The sequence below is a fragment of the Pseudomonas schmalbachii genome (assembly GCF_017589465.1).
Classification (GTDB): Bacteria; Pseudomonadota; Gammaproteobacteria; order Pseudomonadales; family Pseudomonadaceae; genus Pseudomonas; species Pseudomonas schmalbachii.
Genome location: NZ_JAELYA010000001.1, coordinates 765,356 through 782,839, shown reverse-complemented (window position 1 = coordinate 782,839; position 17,484 = coordinate 765,356). Strand labels below are relative to the sequence as shown.

The 17,484-nt window shown below is 65.6% G+C and carries 17 protein-coding genes and 1 pseudogene; 12 read left to right on the top strand and 6 right to left on the bottom strand.

The window, feature by feature from the left end; all coding sequences use genetic code 11:
* Positions 1–156: 156 nt before the first annotated feature.
* Positions 157–1,473, bottom strand: coding sequence for a heavy metal sensor histidine kinase (locus tag JFY56_RS03425; protein ID WP_208312059.1), 1,317 nt, complete (start codon positions 1,471–1,473; stop codon positions 157–159).
* The gene (locus JFY56_RS03420) at positions 1,470–2,150 is read right to left on the bottom strand and encodes a heavy metal response regulator transcription factor (protein ID WP_208312058.1); all 681 of its coding nucleotides are present in this window, start codon (positions 2,148–2,150) and stop codon (positions 1,470–1,472) included. Before JFY56_RS03420 ends, JFY56_RS03425 begins: the two co-directional genes overlap by 4 nt.
* 154 nt (positions 2,151–2,304) lie before the next feature.
* Here JFY56_RS03420 and copI point away from each other — a divergent pair, with 154 nt between their 5' ends.
* From copI to queF, 4 genes are all read left to right on the top strand, one after another.
* Positions 2,305–2,862 carry a copper-resistant cuproprotein CopI gene (gene copI, locus JFY56_RS03415; protein ID WP_236032409.1) on the top strand — a complete coding sequence of 186 codons (558 nt, stop codon included), beginning with the start codon at positions 2,305–2,307 and terminating at the stop codon, positions 2,860–2,862.
* 15 nt (positions 2,863–2,877) lie between these two features.
* The gene (locus JFY56_RS03410) at positions 2,878–4,497 is read left to right on the top strand and encodes a copper resistance system multicopper oxidase (protein WP_236032408.1); all 1,620 of its coding nucleotides are present in this window, start codon (positions 2,878–2,880) and stop codon (positions 4,495–4,497) included.
* Entirely contained in the window at positions 4,494–5,195 is a 702-nt protein-coding gene (locus tag JFY56_RS03405) for a copper resistance protein B (protein WP_208312056.1), read from the top strand. The genes JFY56_RS03410 and JFY56_RS03405 overlap by 4 nt, the downstream gene beginning before the upstream one ends.
* Positions 5,196–5,394: 199 nt before the next feature.
* Positions 5,395–6,225: an NADPH-dependent 7-cyano-7-deazaguanine reductase QueF gene (queF, locus tag JFY56_RS03400; RefSeq protein ID WP_208312055.1), complete on the top strand. Its 831-nt coding sequence runs from the start codon at positions 5,395–5,397 to the stop codon at positions 6,223–6,225.
* Positions 6,226–6,279: 54 nt separating this feature from the next.
* On the opposite strand, the gene JFY56_RS03395 is transcribed toward queF, so the two are convergent.
* Both JFY56_RS03395 and JFY56_RS03390 read right to left on the bottom strand, forming a co-directional pair.
* Positions 6,280–6,543, bottom strand: a complete 264-nt coding sequence (locus JFY56_RS03395) for a DUF4404 family protein (RefSeq protein WP_208312054.1) — start codon at positions 6,541–6,543, stop codon at positions 6,280–6,282.
* Positions 6,544–6,620: 77 nt separating this feature from the next.
* A complete protein-coding gene (locus JFY56_RS03390) occupies positions 6,621–7,202 on the bottom strand; it encodes a phosphonate degradation HD-domain oxygenase (RefSeq protein ID WP_208312053.1) in 582 nt (193 codons plus the stop codon).
* 126 nt (positions 7,203–7,328) lie between these two features.
* On the opposite strand from JFY56_RS03390, the gene JFY56_RS03385 reads away from it, so the two are divergent.
* The 4 genes from JFY56_RS03385 to rssC all read left to right on the top strand — a co-directional run bounded on the left by JFY56_RS03385 (position 7,329) and on the right by rssC (position 10,709).
* Positions 7,329–8,063 carry a UTRA domain-containing protein gene (locus JFY56_RS03385; protein ID WP_208312052.1) on the top strand — a complete coding sequence of 245 codons (735 nt, stop codon included), beginning with the start codon at positions 7,329–7,331 and terminating at the stop codon, positions 8,061–8,063.
* A gap of 115 nt (positions 8,064–8,178) precedes the next feature.
* On the top strand, positions 8,179–8,883 hold the full coding sequence (locus tag JFY56_RS03380) for an MlaA family lipoprotein (RefSeq protein WP_208312051.1): 705 nt from the start codon (positions 8,179–8,181) through the stop codon (positions 8,881–8,883).
* A 162-nt stretch (positions 8,884–9,045) separates the two neighbouring features.
* The gene (rssB, locus tag JFY56_RS03375) at positions 9,046–10,230 is read left to right on the top strand and encodes a two-component system response regulator RssB (protein ID WP_208312050.1); all 1,185 of its coding nucleotides are present in this window, start codon (positions 9,046–9,048) and stop codon (positions 10,228–10,230) included.
* Complete coding sequence (gene rssC, locus JFY56_RS03370) at positions 10,227–10,709, top strand: anti-sigma factor antagonist RssC (protein ID WP_208312049.1); 483 nt, start codon at positions 10,227–10,229, stop codon at positions 10,707–10,709. The genes rssB and rssC overlap by 4 nt, the downstream gene beginning before the upstream one ends.
* Before the next feature lie 58 nt (positions 10,710–10,767).
* Here the strand turns inward: rssC and tal are convergent, their stop codons facing one another.
* Both tal and dusA read right to left on the bottom strand, forming a co-directional pair.
* On the bottom strand, positions 10,768–11,691 hold the full coding sequence (gene tal, locus JFY56_RS03365; RefSeq protein ID WP_208312048.1) for a transaldolase: 924 nt from the start codon (positions 11,689–11,691) through the stop codon (positions 10,768–10,770).
* A 62-nt stretch (positions 11,692–11,753) separates the two neighbouring features.
* Positions 11,754–12,760 (bottom strand): annotated as a pseudogene (gene dusA / locus JFY56_RS03360) (tRNA dihydrouridine(20/20a) synthase DusA).
* Positions 12,761–13,191: 431 nt separating this feature from the next.
* Here dusA and JFY56_RS03355 point away from each other — a divergent pair.
* From JFY56_RS03355 to JFY56_RS03340, 4 genes are all read left to right on the top strand, one after another.
* Positions 13,192–14,562 (top strand): DUF1329 domain-containing protein, encoded by a 1,371-nt coding sequence (locus JFY56_RS03355; protein WP_208312046.1) that lies wholly within the window; start codon positions 13,192–13,194, stop codon positions 14,560–14,562.
* Positions 14,563–14,715: 153 nt separating this feature from the next.
* Positions 14,716–15,657 (top strand): electron transfer flavoprotein subunit alpha/FixB family protein, encoded by a 942-nt coding sequence (locus JFY56_RS03350; protein WP_208312045.1) that lies wholly within the window; start codon positions 14,716–14,718, stop codon positions 15,655–15,657.
* 173 nt (positions 15,658–15,830) lie between these two features.
* A complete protein-coding gene (locus JFY56_RS03345) occupies positions 15,831–16,331 on the top strand; it encodes a sigma-70 family RNA polymerase sigma factor (RefSeq protein ID WP_208312044.1) in 501 nt (166 codons plus the stop codon).
* A 24-nt stretch (positions 16,332–16,355) separates the two neighbouring features.
* Complete coding sequence (locus JFY56_RS03340) at positions 16,356–17,315, top strand: FecR domain-containing protein (RefSeq protein WP_208312043.1); 960 nt, start codon at positions 16,356–16,358, stop codon at positions 17,313–17,315.
* Positions 17,316–17,484 lie beyond the last annotated feature (169 nt).

The following is a 17,484-nucleotide window of genomic DNA, read 5'->3' as shown; positions in this document are numbered from 1 at the left end:
CCTTGTGCCGGATGGGCATGCCATCGCCCGGAGTTACGAGCACCGGGAGATGCTCCATCATTCCAAGCCTCGGGCGAGCGACGGTTCCGGCCACAAGCCGGAATCGTCGGCTCGTTCATCCATGGCTGCTCCTGGCTCAGCGCATCCGGCTGTGCCTTATGGGGCCGATATGGCGGGAAACTCGATGATGAACCGCGTCCAGCCATCGTTCGACTCGCAGCGGATTTCCCCGCCGTGTGCGCGAACGATGGAGCGGCAGATCGCCAGGCCGAGTCCTGCGTGTTCGCCGTGGCCTTCGCGACGAGCCGAATCGGTGCGGTAGAAGCGTTCGAACAGGTACGGCAGGCGTTCGACGGCGATGGGCGCCCCCTGGTTTTCCACGCTGACGCTGCCCGGTTGCAGGCGGATGCGGATGGCCGTGCCGTCGGCGCTGAAGCGCAGCGCGTTGTCCAGCAGGTTGGCCAGCACCCGGCGCAGCATGCCGCGGTCGCCGCGCAGTTGCATTTCCCCCTCGCGCTCCAGGCGGATCGAGCGTTCCTCGGCCAGCGGCGCGTAGAACTCCAGCAGCGCATCCACCTCGGCGGCCAGTTCCAGCGGCTGGCGGTCGGGGGCGAGCAGGCCGTGGTCGGCCTTGGCCAGGAGCAGCATGTCGTTGACCATCGCGGTCAGGCGCTGCAGTTCCTCCAGGTTGCCGTGCAGCGCTTCGCGGTAATCCTCCAGCGTGCGCGGACGGGCCAGCACCACCTGGGTCTGGGTCAGCAGGCCGGTCAGCGGGGTGCGCAGTTCGTGGGCAATATCGGCGGAGAATCCGGACAGCCGCTGGAAGGCGTCTTCCAGGCGGGCGAGCATGGCGTTCAGCTCGTCGGCCAGCCCACGCAGTTCGACCGGGAAGCTGGCGCTGTCCAGGCGGGTGGTCAGCGACTGCGCCGAAACATGCGCGGCGGTCGCGCTGATCCGCCGCAGCGGCCGCAGGCTGGCGCGGGCGGCCCAGGCACCGAGCAGGGCAGTGGCCAGCGCCGAGAGGCCCATGGTCAGCCAGATCAACCGCTGCACGCGCTGCAGGAAATGCTGGTGGTGGGTGATGTCGAGGATCAGGGTCAACCGGCTGCCGTCGGGGTGCTGCGGGTCGAGCGGGGCGGGGAGTTCGCGGTAGGCGGCGGTCTCCGTGCCGGTGGCGCTGGGCAGCCGCTCGAACCAGCGGCTCCCGTCCGGGCCGGTCAGGCGCAGGCCGAGGTCGGGATGGCGCTCCAGTTCGCCGCGTAGCTCGGCCTCGCGGGATGGGACTTGTGCGGCATTCGTTACGCCTGCCAGGGTTTCCTGGAAGAACGCCAGCTTGCCGGCCATGAGCTGGTGGTCGAGTTCGGCGAAATGCGCTTCGCTGGCACGGTTGAAGACGATCCCGGCGATCAGCGAGACCGCGGCGGTGCAGGCGGCGAACAGCAGGCTCAGGCGCGTGGCGAGGGACGGCTTCATGCGTCGCGCTCTTCCAGCACGTAGCCCATGCCGCGCACGGTGTGGATCAGCTTGTGCGGGAATTCGTCGTCGACCTTGGCGCGCAGGCGGCGGATGGCGACCTCGATGACATTGGTATCGCTGTCGAAATTCATGTCCCACACCTGCGAGGCGATCAGCGATTTCGGCAGCACCTCGCCATGGCGGCGCAGCAGCAGTTCGAGCAGGGCGAACTCCTTGGCGGTCAGCTCGATGCGCCGCCCACCGCGCTGCACCCGGCGTCGCAGCAGGTCGAGTTCCAGGTCGGCCAGTTGCAGGGTGGTTTCCTGCAGCTGCTGGCTGCCCCGGCGCAACAGGGTGCGCACGCGGGCCAGCAGTTCGACGAAGGCGAAGGGCTTCACCAGGTAGTCGTCGGCGCCGAGTTCCAGGCCGCGCACGCGGTCTTCCACGGCGTCGCGGGCGGTGAGGAACAGCACCGGCACCGCCAGCCCGGCCTGGCGCACGGACTGGAGAATCTGCCAGCCGTCGCGGCCGGGCAGCATCACGTCGAGGATCAGCAGGTCGTGGGCGCCGCCCAGGGCGAGTTGTTCGCCTTCCGCGCCATCGGCACACAGGTCGACGGCGAAACCGGCTTCGCTCAGGCCCTGCTGCAGGTAGTGGCCGATGCGCGGCTCGTCTTCGACGATCAGCAGTTTCAACGCGGGCTCTCCAGGTAATACGGACGGGGTGATTCTAGCGTTCGGGCGGCGCAGGTCGGGCGAAGCTGACAGAACTGTAATCTTCCCGACAGCCAGGCGGCAGGCGGGCGGCGCGAGAATGGCCGGCAATTCTGGTATGCAAGGAATCACCGCCATGCAAATGCGTCAGCTGTTCTCCGCCGCCTTCCTCGCCCTGGCCTGCGCCGCCAGCCTCCCGGCCCTGGCCGCGAACGGGCACTCCTATGACTTTGGCAAGCCGGCCAAAGCCGAACAGGCCAGCCGTACGGTGGAGGTGGTCATGGGCGAGATGTATTTCGAGCCGAAGTCGCTGGAAGTGAAGGCCGGCGAAACCGTGCGTTTCGTCCTGAAGAACGAGGGCAGCCTGCTGCACGAATTCAACCTCGGCCGCGCCGCCATGCACGCCGAGCACCAGAAGGAAATGCAGCACATGCAGGACATGGGCATGCTCACGCCGACCGGCATGCAGCACGACATGAGCAAGATGGACCACAGCAAGATGGGGCAGGGCACGGCCGGCATGGATCACGGCCAGATGATGAAGCACGACGATCCCAACAGCGTGCTGGTGGAGCCGGGCAAGACCGCCGAACTGACCTGGACCTTCGGCAAGGCCACCACCCTGGAGTTCGCCTGCAACGTCCCCGGGCATTACCAGGCCGGCATGGTCGGCGACCTCACCGTCAAACCCTGATGGCAGGGGGCGATCATGCGCAAAGGGAAATTGCCGCTGCTGCTCGGCGGCGTGCTACTGGGACAGGCGCTGCTGGCCGAGGCGGGCGTCTATGAGCTGACCATCGGCGAGGGGCGGCTGCAGTTGTCTGACGGCCCGCGCAAGGCGCTGACCGTCAATGGCCAGACTCCGGCGCCGGAGCTGCGTATCAGGGAAGGTGAGGAAGTCGAGATCCGCGTGCGCAACACCCTCGACCGCGACACCTCGCTGCACTGGCACGGGATCATCCTGCCCTATACCCAGGACGGTGTGCCGGGCATCAGCTTCCCCGGGATCAAGCCGGGGCAGACCTTCACCTACCGCTTCACGGTCCGCCAGTCCGGCACCTACTGGTATCACGCGCATTCGGATTTCCAGGAGATCGAAGGGCTCTACGGGCCGCTGGTGATCGAGCCGAAGGGACGCGAGCCGTATCGCTACGACCGCGAATACACCCTGCTGCTGGCGGACTGGCACGACACCCGCCCGGAAACCGTGTTCGCCAACCTGAAGAAGCAGAGCGACTACTACAACTACAGCCAGCGCACCCTCGGCGACTTCTTCGCCGACGCCCGCGCCAACGGCTGGCGAGCCACGCTGAAGGATCGCCTGGACTGGGGCGGCATGCGCATGACGCCGACCGATATCGCCGACATCGCCGGCTTCCGCTTCCTGGTCAACGGCCAGGACCCGCAGCAGAACTGGAGCGGGCTGTTCAAGCCGGGCGAGCGGGTGCGCCTGCGGCTGATCAACGGCTCGGGGATGAGCTACTTCGACGTGCGCATTCCCGGGCTGAAGATGACCGTGGTGCAGGCCGACGGCAACGATGTGCAGCCGGTGACGGTGGACGAGCTGCGCATCGCCGTGGCCGAGACCTACGACGTGATCGTCCAGCCGCAGGAGGAACGCGCCTATACCCTGTTCGCCGAAGCCATGGACCGCAGCGGCTACGCCCGCGCCACCCTGGCGCCGCGCGCCGGCATGCAGGGCGAGGTGCCGCCGCTGCGCGAGCGGCCGCTGCTGAGCATGGCGGACATGGGCATGAACCACGAGGGGATGGACCATTCGCAGATGGCCGGGATGGATCATTCGGCGATGGACCATTCCGTGCCGCCGCCGCGCTCCGACTATGCGCCGGGCAGCGGCCTGGCTCCGCAGCCCGCCAATCCGGGCGACAGGCTGCTGGTCTATGCCGACCTCAAGGCGATGCGGCCCTACGCCGACTACCGCGCACCGGACCGCACCATCGAGTTCCGCCTGACCGGCAACATGGAGCGCTACTTCTGGTCGATGAACGGCAAGAAGTACTCCGAGGCCGAACCGATCCGCCTGACCTACGGCGAGCGGGTGCGCATCCGCTTCGTCAACGACACCATGATGACCCACCCCATGCACCTGCACGGCATGTGGATGCAGCTGGACAAGGGCAACGGCCGCTTCAATCCGCTCAAGCACGTGGTCAGCGTCGCCCCGGGCAGCACGCTGGATGTGGACGTACCCGCCGACGCCCTCGGCGAATGGGCGTTCCACTGCCACCTGATCTACCACATGGCCGCCGGGATGATGCGCAAGGTCATCGTCGAGCCGGCTCCGACCGCACTGCAGGAGGCGCCATGAAAGCTGTCGCGATGGCGGCCTGCGCCGCGGTCCTGGCGCTGCCCGTGGAAAGCGCCGAGATGGACCACATGCCACTGGGCTCGCTGCTGATCCAGCGTCTGGAAAACCGTTTCCACGGCAACGACCAGGCGCTCGCCTGGGAAGCGCAGGGCTGGTACGGCACCGATTACCAGAAGCTGCGCCTGAAGCTGGAAGGCGAGCGCGACGCCGGTGGGCCGACCACCGACAACGAGGTGCAATTGCTCTACCAGCGCATGGTTGCCGACTTCTGGGATGTGCAGGCCGGCCTGAGATACGACGACCAGCCCGGACCGTCGCGCAGCTACGCCGTGCTCGGCGTGCAGGGACTGGCGCCGCAGTGGTTCGAGGTGGACGCCAACCTGTTCGTCAGCGAACGCGGCGATCCCTCGTTGCGCCTGGAAAGCGAGTATGAGCTGCTGCTGACCCAGAAGCTGATCCTGCAGCCGTCGCTGGAATACAAACTGGCCCTGGCCGACGACCGCGATATTGGCGTTGGCGCCGGTGGCAGCGAGCTGGAAGCGGGATTGCGCCTGCGTTACGAGATCCGCCGCGAGTTCGCGCCCTATATCGGTTACCAGTGGAACAGACAGTACGGCCGCAACGGCGACATCGCCCGCGCCGAGGGCGGGGACGACGAGGAAGGAATGTGGGTGGCCGGGGTGCGGATGTGGTTTTGAGTCGGTCGCGTAGGTTGGTGCTGAGCGCAGCGAAGCCCAACATCTGGTGGGGCCTGTACCAATTTCGTTGGGCTTCGTACCTCAGCCCAACCTACAGGTCGTGCGGCGACCGAGGGCTGAAAGCGCCGGCCGATTTGTATACACTTGTCGCCCGCCGGCGCTTCAGCCTGGCGTCGATCGATCCAGCAGGTTTCCCGTCATGCACCATCCCGCCGAACATTCTCCACTGGGCAAGTCCAGCGAGTACGTTTCCACCTATTCGCCCGAGCTGCTGTTCCCGATTTCCCGGGCCACCAAGTGGGCCGAGCTGGGGCTGAGCGCGGAGACGCTGCCGTATCGCGGCGTGGATATCTGGAACTGCTACGAGCTGTCCTGGCTGACCCCGTCGGGCAAACCGGTGGTGGCCATCGGCGAGTTCGCGATTCCGGCGGATTCGCCGAACATCATCGAATCCAAGTCGTTCAAGCTCTACCTCAACTCGCTGAACCAGAGCGCCTTCGAAAGCCCCGAGGCGCTGCGCGTGGTGCTCGAACGCGATCTGTCGGCCGCCGCCGGCAAGCCGGTGGGCGTGCGCGTGCGCGGTCTCGACGAAGTCGCCGGCGAAGGTGTCGCCGGCATCGAAGGCACCTGCATCGACGACCTCGACGTGACGGTGGAGAGCTACGACCACCCGCGCCCGGAACTGCTGCGTTGCGACGATGCGCGGCGGGTGGACGAGGTGCTCTACAGCCATCTGCTGAAATCCAACTGCCCGGTCACCGGCCAGCCCGACTGGGGCACGCTGGTGGTCGAATACAGCGGCCCGGCGCTGGACCCTGCGAGCCTGCTGGCCTATGTGGCTTCCTTCCGCCAGCACCAGGATTTCCACGAGCAGTGCGTCGAGCGTATCTTCCTCGACCTGCAGCGCCTGCTGCAGCCGCGACGCCTGACGGTCTACGCCCGCTACGTGCGGCGCGGCGGGCTGGACATCAATCCGTACCGCAGCACCGAAGAGGTTCAAGTGGACAACCGGCGACTGGTGCGCCAGTAAGAAGCGGATACAAAAAACCCGGCATCGAAGCCGGGTTTTTTCATTGTGGGTCGTTCAGATGCCCATGTTCGCCAGGGTCTGCACGATGGAGCGGAGGGTACCGGCCAGGGTCGGGTGGCTGACTTCGAATCGCTCCACCGCGAGGTTGAGGCCATCCACCAGACTTTCGTTGGACAGCGCCTCCTCGTTGGCCAGTTGCAGCTCAATATCCTCGATCAGCGTCTGCAGCGAGGCGCGCTCCTCTTCGCTCAATGGCGGCTGGCGCTCCAACTGGTCACGCAGGGCCTGCAGTTCTTCCCGGAGACGTTGTGTCGGCATGGTGGTTTCCTTCTGCGGTGCATACCCATGATGGACCCTGCCTCGGCGGCAGGAAATCCATCGCCATGCCAGACAGCTTAACTCGCCTTGTGCAGGCGTGTCTGATGCCGATCAGTGCGCAGCAGGCGTTCGATCAGCGGGAAGAAGTACGACAGCTCCGGCGTGCGCATCGACGGGTCCTTGCCGAGGTCGTCGAAGCGGCGCAGGGTGACCGCGTCCTGGGCGTAGGGCGCCTTGAGGAAGGCGCTGACGGCGCGCTCGTCGAACGGCCCGCCCTGCAGGTCCAGGCTGTGCAGGGAGGCGTCCGACAGGCTGGCGTGATAGCTGCTGTCGACCGCGCAGAGATAGCGCTTGGCCGCGACATGCAGGCGGATCGGCTGCCATACCGATTCGGGCAGCAGGTCGCGCAGCAGCCGCGCGCCGAATTCCTCGTGGCGCAGGTCCTGTTCGTCGATGACCGCCGGGTCTTCGTACAGGTGGCCGATGTCGTGGAGCAGGGCGGCGATCACCAGGCTGTCGGAACAGCCTGCCCGTTCGGCCAGGGTCGCGCATTGCAGGGCATGCTCCGCCTGGCTGATGGCCTCGCCGTAGGGTTCCGCTCCATGGCTGGCGAAACGTTCGGCCAGTTCGTCGAGGAAGCGGTGGCGGGTGGGCTTCATGGCGATTCTCCTCGCGGGCGGGGTGGGTGCCGGCTTATCCGCGCAAGCCTAGCCGATGCCCATGACGTTCAAGTTACGTGCCGTCCGGGCCGTTATAATCCCTCAGCCCGAAGCAGAGAGCCCGCCATGCCGGCCGACCAGTCACGACACTACCTGCGCATCCGCGACCAGCTTGCCCTGGAGATCGCCGAGGGGACCCTGACCCTCAAGCTACCCTCCGAACGCGAACTCGCCGAACGCTTCCGCTGTACGCGCATCACCCTGCGCGAGGCGTTGCAGCAACTGGAAACCGAAGGCCGGGTGTATCGCGAGAATCGCCGTGGCTGGTTCGTCTCGCCGCCGCGCATCCTTTATAACCCGACCCGCACCACCGGCTTCATGGACTACGTGGCGGGCCAGGGACGTGTGCCGCGCACCGAGACGCTGCACGCCGAGCGCCGTCCCGCCGGCGCCTGGCTGGCGCGGCGGATGGGGCTGGCGGAGACGGACGAGGTGTTCCTCGTGCATCGGCGCCGCTGGATCGACCAGCGTCCGGTGATGCTCGAAGTGATCGCCCTGGATGCCGACTGGTGTCCGGGGCTGCTGGAACTGAACCTGGATACCTCGCTGGGCGACCTGCTGCAGAAGGAGTTCGGCCTGGCGCCGAGCCGCTGCCGCCTGGCGATGCATCCCACGGCGCTGGACCGCGCCCAGGCCGAGCCGCTGCAGCTGGCGCCGGGTTCGCCGGCGCTGTACCTGGAGCGGCAGAGCTTCGCCGAGGGCGAGCGGATCGTCGAGTTCGACCAGGAGTTCTGGCGCCCGGATGCGCTGGAGGTGGTGATCGAGGCGAGCTATCCGGAGCCGGTAACAAAAAGGAACTGAACGAACGGCGCGAACACGGCATTTTCGCGCTGAAAATACCGATTATCCCGATATACTGCGCAGGTTTGACTGGCCGCATGCCAGCGGTCTGGTGCTTCTCAAAAGGAGATTTTCGATGCGCTGCAAGGGCGTGAACTGGATGCAACGCGGTATTCGACTGCTGGCCACCGCCAGCCTGGCTTTCGTGCCATTCCTGGCGCAGGCGGACAGTGCCGACGATCCCTGGGAAAGCGTGAACCGCCCGATCTTCGTGTTCAACGACACCCTCGATACCTATGCGCTGAAGCCCGTCGCGCAGGGCTACCAGAAGGTGACCCCGCAGTTCATGCAGGATGGCGTGCACAACTTCTTCGGCAACATCGGCGACGTGCGCAACCTGGTCAACGACCTGCTGCAGGGCAAGGTTCACGAGGCCGGCGTGGATACCAGCCGCATCCTGTTCAACACCACCTTCGGCCTGGCCGGCTTCATCGACGTCGCCACCCGCATGGGCCTCGACCGCAACGACGAGGACTTCGGCCAGACCCTGGGCGCCTGGGGCCTGGGCAGCGGTCCGTACGTGATGCTGCCGTTCTTCGGTCCGAGCACCCTGCGTGACGCGCCGGCCAAGATCCCGGATTCCTTCCTCGGCCCGTACTCGTATATCGACGACGTATCGCTGCGCAACAGCATCCGCGCGGTCGATGTGGTCGATACCCGTGCCGACCTGCTGAAGTCGGAAAAGCTGATCAGTGGCGACAAATACAACTTCATCCGCAATGCTTATCTGCAGAACCGCGAGTTCAAGGTCAAGGACGGGCAGGTCGAGGACGATTTCTGATCGTCGGCGGCCAGGCAGGCCCTCGCGCGGCGCCCCGGCGCCGCGCTTGAACCCGCCTGCGGATGGGAGTAGTGTCTGCGCCTTGTCGGCCCCCGACCCGCGTGATTGCCACCATAAAGGCGCCATATCCAACAATTTCGGCGCCGAATGCCTGGATACCCCATGCACAAAGCCAGTGCCAAGCTGCTTATCATCGATGACGACGAGGTAGTGCGGATCAGTCTCGCCGCCTATCTGGAAGACAGTGGTTTCCATGTACTGCAGGCGGCCAATGGCCTGCAGGGCCTGCAGGTCTTCGAACACGACCTGCCCGACGTGGTGATCTGCGATCTGCGCATGCCGCAACTGGACGGCCTCGAATTGATCCGCCGGATCAGCGAGAAGGCCGTGGAAACGCCGGTGATCGTGCTTTCTGGCGCCGGGGTGATGAGCGATGTGGTGGAGGCCCTGCGCCTGGGCGCCGCCGATTACCTGATCAAGCCGCTGGAAGACCTCGCCGTGCTCGAGCACTCGGTGCGCCGCGCGCTGGATCGCGCCAATCTGCGCGCCGAGAACCGCCGCTACCGGGAAAAGCTGGAAACCGCCAACCGCGAGCTGCAGGCCAGCCTGAGCCTGCTCCAGGAAGACCAGAACGCCGGTCGCCAGGTGCAGATGAACATGCTCCCGGTGACCCCGTGGGAAACCGACGGCCTGGTGTTCGCCCACCAGATCATTCCGTCGCTGTATCTGTCCGGTGATTTCGTCGACTACTTCCGCGTCGACGAGCGGCGCATCGCCTTCTATCTGGCCGATGTCTCCGGGCATGGCGCTTCGTCGGCGTTCGTCACTGTGCTGCTCAAGTTCATGACCACCCGCCTGCTCTATGAGTCGCGGCGCAACGGCGGTCTGCCGGAGTTCCAGCCGTCCGATGTGCTCGGCCACATCAACCGCGGCCTGATCAACTGCAAGCTGGGCAAGCATGTGACCATGCTCGGTGGCGTGATCGACCTGGATACCAACCGCCTGACCTACAGCGTCGGCGGCCATCTGCCGTTGCCGGTGCTCTACGCCGATGGCCAGGCGCGCTACCTGGACGGCCGCGGCCTGCCGGTCGGCCTGTTCAACGAGGCGAAGTACGACGACCACGTCCTCGAACTGCCCGAATCCTTCAGCATTTCGCTGTTCTCCGACGGCATCCTCGATGTGCTGCCCGGCACTACCCTGAAGGAAAAGGAGGCGACGCTGCCGGAGCAGGTGACTGCCGCTAAAGGCACTCTGGATGGCTTGCGTCAGGTCTTCGGGCTGGCGAAGTTGTCCGAGATGCCGGATGATATTGCGTTGCTGGTGTTGAGCAGGAACCTTGCATGAGTACCGGTAAGATCCAGTTCGCTGAACAGGATGGCTCCTTCGTTCTGAAGTTCACGGGCGAAGTCCGACTGACCCTGTGTTCGGCACTGGATGCCACCATTGAAAAAATCTTCGCTGCGCTGAATTTCACGGCGATCATCATCGATCTCACGGAAACCCAGAGCATCGACAGCACGACTCTTGGCCTGCTGGCCAAGCTGTCGATCCTTTCGCGGCAGAAAATCGGGCTGTTGCCGACCCTGGTGACCACCAACCCGGATATCACCCGGTTGCTGCAGTCGATGGGCTTCGACCAGGTGTTCAACATCGTCGACCGGCCGATTCCGTGCCCAGAGTGCCTGACCGACCTGCCGCCGCAGGATCAGTCCGAGGACGTGGTACGCAACAAGGTGCTGGAGGCTCACCGCATCCTGATGGGGCTGAACGAGTCCAACCGCGAAGCGTTCCATGATCTGGTGAGTGCGCTGGAACGTCCCTGATTTCCAGGCTTGAAACGAGAACCGGCGCCCTTGGGCGCCGGTTTTCGTTTGCGCTTGCTCAGCTTCTGCCTGCCAGCAGGGCTTCGAGCTTTTCCTGGTCGCGGGCGAACAGGCGGATGCCCTCGGCCAGTTTCTCGGTACCCATGGCGTCCTCGTTCAGCTGCCAGCGGAAGGCGCTTTCGTCCAGCACCTGGCGGGCTTCGCCGGCGCCGGGCTGCAGGTTGCGCGGCAGCTCGCCCTGGGCGTCAGCAAGCTGGTGCAGCAGGTCAGGGCTGATGGTCAAGCGGTCGCAGCCGGCCAGTTGCTCGATCTGCCCGATGTTGCGGAAGCTGGCGCCCATGACCACGGTGTTGTAGCCGTTGGCCTTGTAGTAGCGGTAGATCCGCGCGACGGACTGCACGCCGGGGTCTTCGGCGCCGGTGTAGTCGCGGTTGTTGGCCTTCTTGTACCAGTCGTAGATACGGCCGACGAAGGGCGAAATCAGGAACACCCCGGCATCGGCGCAGGCAGCCGCCTGGGCGAAGGAGAACAGCAGGGTGAGGTTGGTCTGGATGCCTTCGCGCTCGAGAATCTCGGCGGCGCGAATGCCCTCCCAGGTCGAGGCGATCTTGATCAGCACGCGCTCCTTGCCGATGCCCTGTTCGGCGTAGAGCTCGATCAGGCGCTGGGCGCGTTGCAGGGTGGCATCGCGGTCGAACGACAGGCGCGCGTCAACTTCGGTGGAAACGCGGCCGGGGATCACTCCCAGGATGTCCGTGCCCACCGCCACGGCGAAGCGGTCGCAGGCCAGGCCGGCGTCACCCTTGCCGGCCTCGGTGGCCTTGGCCAGATGCTCGGCATAGCGGGGCAGGGCTGCGGCCTTGAGCAGCAGGGAGGGGTTCGTGGTGGCATCGACCGGCTTCAGGCGGGCAATGGCATCGAAATCGCCGGTGTCGGCTACCACCGTGGTGTACTGCTTGAGTTGTTCCAGCTTGGAGGTCATGGCGGGTCTTCCGGTTGCGGTCCATCGACCTTACCCGAGCCCGCGGCTCTGCTCAACGGGACTCAGTGCCCGACGAGAAGTTCTGTAGCCTGGTCGAGCAGGGCCAGCGGGTCGGCGACCTTGTGCACGTCCACCGAGAGCAGCTGGCGGAAGCGTCGCGCACCGGGGAAGCCCTGTGCCAGGCCAAGCACATGGCGGGTGACATGGTGCATCGCGCCGCCCTCGGCGATGTGCCGCTCGATGTACGGACGCAGGCGTGCCAGCGCTTCGGCGCGGCTGATCGGGGCGCGGTCGTCGCCGAACAGCTCGGAGTCGACCTGGGCCAGCAGATAAGGGTTGTGGTAGGCCTCGCGGCCGAGCATCACGCCGTCGAAGGTCTGCAGGTGTTCGCGGCATTCGTCGATGGTCTTGATGCCGCCATTGAGGATGATTTCCAGCTCGGGGAAGTCGCGCTTGAGCTGTGCGGCCACGTCATAGCGCAGCGGCGGCACTTCGCGGTTCTCCTTCGGCGAAAGGCCTTCGAGGATGGCGATGCGCGCGTGCACGGTGAAGCTGCGGCAGCCGGCCTCGCGCACCTGGCCGACGAAATCGCACAGTTCGGCATAGCCGTCGCGGCCGTTGATGCCGATCCGGTGTTTCACCGTTACCGGGATGGAAACCGCGTCGCCCATGGCCTTCACGCAATCGGCCACCAGCGCGGGATGCGCCATCAGGCAGGCGCCGATCATGTTGTGCTGCACCCGGTCGCTGGGGCAGCCGACGTTCAGGTTCACCTCGTCGTACCCGGCTTCCTCGGCGTATCGGGCCGCGGCAGCCAGTTCGGCTGGCACGCTGCCGCCCAGTTGCAGTGCCAGCGGGTGCTCGCTCTCGTCGTGGCGAAGGAAGCGCTGGCGATCCCCGTGCAGTAGCGCACCGGTGGTAACCATCTCGGTATAGAGGAGGGTATTGCGCGACAGCAGGCGCAGGAAGAAACGGCAGTGCCTATCCGTCCAGTCCATCATCGGGGCAACCGAGAAGCGGCGGGACAGGGCTGGGCGGGTGGATTCCTTGGTCTGGGTCGTTTCTGCAGGCATTGGGGTACGTCTGTTTCGCGGAGGCATTCGCCGGGAGGGCAACCGCGAATTCTACCAGCAGTCGCCCCCGCACGTCCGTTCCGCGCGGCGTCGATGCCTGGGGCAGGAACATGGAGGCAACTGCTTCTACACTTAATGTTCCCGGGGCTATCGAATCGGATCTGCCTGTAGCCCGCGCCGGCTGTGGCTTTCCGCTCGAAGAGCCTGACCCGGGCTTGTGACGTGATGGGGATTGTCCGTTCCTGGGGAAAACCCCTTGCCGGCCAACGAAGTCGTCCATGCGGATTACCTGAATGCCCAGACCGCCAGCTTCGTTACATCGATCTCCATGGCGGGCATCGAGGCATCAACGACGTGCGCGGCCTGGCTGTGCGCAACGTCGGCGTGTACGTCCCGATACCTCACCAGACAAGTAGAGGCAAAGTGCATGAATACAAGAACAATGATGCATACGACCGTTCTGGCGCTGTCACTTCTCGCCAGCGGCGTGATGGCCGCAGTATCTCCCGACGAAGCGGCCAAGCTTGGAACCAGCCTGACTCCGCTGGGCGCCGAAAAGGCCGGCAATGCCGACGGCAGCATTCCCGCCTGGAGCGGCGGCCTGCAGCCGGGCGCCGCACCGGTGGCTGCCAATGGCTTTCTCAGCGACCCGTTCCCCGGCGACAAGCCACAGTTCACCATCACCGCGGCCAATGTCGCGCAGTACAAGGACAAGCTGAGTCCCGGCCAACTGGCGATGTTCCAGCGCTATCCGGACACCTACAGGATTCCGGTATTCCAGACCCGCCGCACCGCTGCCGCGCCGCAAGCGCTCTATGATGCGGCCAAGGTCAGTGCTCTGAATACTGAAACGGTCAATGACGGCAATGGCCTGAAGAACTTCGAGAAATCGCACAACTACGCCTTCCCGATCCCGAAGAGTGGCGTGGAAGTGGTGTGGAACCACGAAACCCGCTTTCGCGGTTCGAACATGACCCAGGTGATCGCCCAGGCGACGCCGCAGGCGAACGGGACCTACACCATCGTCGAATTCAAGCAGGACATCGCCTATCCGCAGATGATGTCGGATGTCAGTCCGGAGCGTGGGGCCAACTTCCTCTTCTATGTGAAGCAGGAAATCGTTGCCCCGGCGCGGCTGGCCGGCAACGTGACGCTGGTCCACGAGACCATCGACCAGGTCAAGGAGCCCCGTCTGGCCTGGGCCTACAACGCCGGCCAGCGCCGTGTGCGGCGTGCGCCGCAGGTCGCCTACGACGGTCCGGGTACGGCCTCCGACGGCATGCGCACCGCCGACAACAACGACATGTACAACGGCGCACCGGACCGCTACGACTGGAAACTGGTCGGCAAGAAGGAGTTGTACATCCCGTACAACAACTACCGGCTGTGGTCGACCAACCTGAAGTACTCGGACATCCTCAAGCCCGGCCATATCAACCAGGACCTGACCCGTTACGAACTGCACCGGGTATGGGAAGTGATCGGGACGGTCAAGCCGGGGGCGCGGCACATCTATGCCAAGCGCCACATGTTCATCGACGAGGACACCTGGAGCATCGCCGAGGTCGATCATTACGACGGGCGCGGCCAGCTCTGGCGCGTCGGCGAAGGCTTCCAGGTGCTGGACTACCAGCAGGGCGCCAGCCTGTACGCCGCGCAGACGCTGTATGACCTGATCGCCGGGCGTTACGCCGTGCTGGGCCTGATGAACGAGTCCAAGCACTACAACCAGTATGGCCAGAACTTCACTCTGAAAGACTTCACTCCGGCCGCCCTGCGCAACGCGGGCATTCGCTGACGCATTCGGAGCGGTGCCATGCATTGGCACCGCTCCGTTCCTTTCGATTGGCCTGGATCAACCCGGCGGCGGTTGATGGCACCGGGCTGCGACCGGACGGCTTGCCTTCTGGGCTAGACTCCTTCTCCCGGGCAACTTCGCGGCGAGGGCGTCATGGCAATCCTGGTAATCGCTGAGCACACGACATCCGGCGGCGCCCTGGACGGTACGACCCTGAACGCCGTCGCCGCCGCGCGAAAGATCGGCGGTGAGATCGACGTGCTGGTCGCCGGGCAGAACGTCGCCAGCGTCGCCGGGGCGGCGGCGCGCATCGAAGGGGTGACGAAGGTCCTGCTGGCGGATGACGCCGCGTGCGCCCATCGCCTGCCGGAGAACCTGGCGCCGTTCATCGTCCGGCTGGTCCGCGAGCGGCATTACAGCCATGTCCTGGCGCCGGCCACTGCCGATGGCAAGAACCTGCTGCCGCGTGTTGCCGCGCTGCTGGATGTCGACCAGATATCCGAAATCGTCGACGTGCTCGGCCCCGATACCTTCAGGCGCGCCATCTATGCCGGCAATGCCGTAACCACGGTGCAGTCCATCGCTGCCGTGACCGTGTTGAGCGTGCGCGGCACGGCCTTCGAGCCGGTGAGTGCTGAAGGCGGCGAGGCGGTCATCGAGACGGTTTCCGGACCTGTCGATGCCAGGCTGTCTTCCTTCGTCGGCGAAGAGCTTTCCAGCTCCGACCGCCCCGAGCTGGGCACGGCGAAGATCGTGGTCGCCGGCGGTCGAGGCCTGCAGAGCGAGGAAAGCTTCGCGCTGCTCTACTCGCTGGCCGACAAGCTAGGAGCGGCGGTCGGCGCCTCGCTTGCCGCCGTCGAATCCGGCTTCGCGCCGAACGATCTGCAGGTCGGCCAGAGTGGCAAGATCATCGCCCCGCAGCTTTATATAGCGGTGGGCATTTCCGGGGCGATCCAGCATGTGGCCGGGATCAAGGACTCCAAGGTGATAGTGGCGATCAACCTGGACAAGGACGCGCCGATCTTCCAGGTGGCGGACTACGGACTGGTCGGCGATCTGTTCGAGCTCCTGCCGGAACTGGAAAGGACGCTCTGATTCTCAGCCGCGCTGCATGGCGCGGCGATATCCATTGAGTGCGGTGTGCCGGCGGGGCGGGGCAGCTTCCCGGCTGCCTGCTCTTGCGCAGCGGATTTTGCCCTGTTTAAAATGAAACTAATTCTCATTTGTCCATCTCCGGCAACGGAAACCAGACTTCCCAAGGAGGCGCCGTGCCGGCCGAGTTCGCCCCGCAGCGTGAAATCCATGCGCTCTACAGCAATCACCACGGCTGGTTGTATGGCTGGCTGCGCGGCAAGCTGGGCAATGCCTGCGATGCGGCGGATCTCGCCCACGACACCTTTGTCCGCCTCATGCAGTCGCGCCGCACGCAGTTCGGCGACGAGCCGCGCGCACTGCTGACGCACATCGCCAAGGCTCTGGTGGTGGATCATTGGCGCCGGCAGGACGTCGAGCGCGCCTATCTGGACGCCATCGCCCATCTGCCCGAGCCAGAGACCCCGTCGCCGGAAACGCGCCTGCTGATCCTCGAAGCGCTGTACCGCATCGAGGCGATGCTGCGCGGCTTGCCGGAGCAGACGCGGGAGATATTCCTGCTCGCCCAACTGGACGGCCTTGCCTACCGGGAAATCGCCGAACGCCTGGGCACCTCGCTGATCACCGTGAAACGGCACATGCGCAAGGCGTTTCTCGCCTGTCTCGCCGTGGCCTAGGACGAACGGGACATGCAGGCGGGCATGGCGCAACGCGACGACATCGATCCGGCGATCCTCGATGAGGTGGCCGACTGGCTGGTGCTGCTGCAATCCGGCGAGGCCGGCGATGCGGACCTCGCCGCGCTCACCCTGTGGCGTGGGCAGAGTCCTGCGCACGAGGAGGCCTGGCGGCGCGCCGAAACCATCCTTGGCGCCTTCCGGCAGGTTCCGCCGGCCATCGGCCGCACCACCCTGCAACGTCTCGGCAAACCGGGACGCCGTCAGGTTCTGCGCACGCTGGGGCTGTTGCTGGCCACTGCGCCGGCCGCCTGGCTGGCCTGGCGGCAGATGCCCTGGCGGGAGTGGACCGCGGATATCCGCACTGGCACCGGCGAGCAGAAGGCCATCGACCTCGCCGACGGCACCCGCCTGGTGCTGAATACCGCGAGCGCCGTGGATGTCGTCTTCAGTGCGGGCGAGCGGCGCCTGCTGCTGCGGGCCGGTGAAATTCTCGTCACCACCGGCAGGGACCCATCGCCGGCCTATCGTCCCTTCATCGTGCAGACCGTCCATGGCAGCCTGCGGGCGCTGGGGACCCGCTTCACCGTGCGCAGCGATGCCGACAGCACGCACGTGGCGGTCTTCGAGGGCGCGGTCGCCGTGCAGCCGCTCGCGGCGGGCGATGCAGCGATCGTCCGGGCCGGAGAGCGGATGACCTTCAGCGCGAGCCGGACGCAGGCGGTGCAGCCGGTGGATGCCAGCGCCGCACTGTGGGAGCAGGGCATGCTGGTCGCCAAGGACATGCGCCTGGGCGATCTGCTGCGGGAGCTCGGGCGCTATCGCACGGGGATCCTGCGCTGCGATCCGGCTGTGGCCGATATGCCCGTCTCCGGCGCGTTCCCGCTGCGGGATACGCGCGCCAGCCTGGCGCTGCTGGAGAAAACCCTGCCGCTGCACATCAGCAGCACGACATCCTGGTGGGTCGCCGTCGAGGCCCGCTGAGCCTCCTTGGAAAATATTTGCAGTGGGGCTGATACCTTTTTTCCTGTCGTTCGGTGTAGCGGATGAAAGCGTGTTCCTGCACGCGTCCCGCCAACCCTCGACAACAAGGTAGAAATCATGCGCCCCAGGTCTCTTCGCCAATCCCGCCCAGCCCAGCGGCCAAGCCTTC

Coding starts and splice junctions, on each gene's coding strand:
- JFY56_RS03410 (WP_236032408.1), top strand. CDS start 2,878: ATGCGCAAAGGGAAATTGCCGCTGCTGCTCGGCGGCGTGCTACTGGGA.
- JFY56_RS03425 (WP_208312059.1), bottom strand. CDS start 1,473: ATGAAGCCGTCCCTCGCCACGCGCCTGAGCCTGCTGTTCGCCGCCTGC.
- rssC (WP_208312049.1), top strand. CDS start 10,227: ATGAGTACCGGTAAGATCCAGTTCGCTGAACAGGATGGCTCCTTCGTT.
- JFY56_RS03395 (WP_208312054.1), bottom strand. CDS start 6,543: ATGCCGACACAACGTCTCCGGGAAGAACTGCAGGCCCTGCGTGACCAG.
- JFY56_RS03385 (WP_208312052.1), top strand. CDS start 7,329: ATGCCGGCCGACCAGTCACGACACTACCTGCGCATCCGCGACCAGCTT.
- copI (WP_236032409.1), top strand. CDS start 2,305: ATGCAAATGCGTCAGCTGTTCTCCGCCGCCTTCCTCGCCCTGGCCTGC.
- JFY56_RS03405 (WP_208312056.1), top strand. CDS start 4,494: ATGAAAGCTGTCGCGATGGCGGCCTGCGCCGCGGTCCTGGCGCTGCCC.
- JFY56_RS03380 (WP_208312051.1), top strand. CDS start 8,179: ATGCGCTGCAAGGGCGTGAACTGGATGCAACGCGGTATTCGACTGCTG.
- JFY56_RS03350 (WP_208312045.1), top strand. CDS start 14,716: ATGGCAATCCTGGTAATCGCTGAGCACACGACATCCGGCGGCGCCCTG.
- JFY56_RS03340 (WP_208312043.1), top strand. CDS start 16,356: ATGGCGCAACGCGACGACATCGATCCGGCGATCCTCGATGAGGTGGCC.
- JFY56_RS03390 (WP_208312053.1), bottom strand. CDS start 7,202: ATGAAGCCCACCCGCCACCGCTTCCTCGACGAACTGGCCGAACGTTTC.
- tal (WP_208312048.1), bottom strand. CDS start 11,691: ATGACCTCCAAGCTGGAACAACTCAAGCAGTACACCACGGTGGTAGCC.
- queF (WP_208312055.1), top strand. CDS start 5,395: ATGCACCATCCCGCCGAACATTCTCCACTGGGCAAGTCCAGCGAGTAC.
- rssB (WP_208312050.1), top strand. CDS start 9,046: ATGCACAAAGCCAGTGCCAAGCTGCTTATCATCGATGACGACGAGGTA.
- JFY56_RS03355 (WP_208312046.1), top strand. CDS start 13,192: ATGAATACAAGAACAATGATGCATACGACCGTTCTGGCGCTGTCACTT.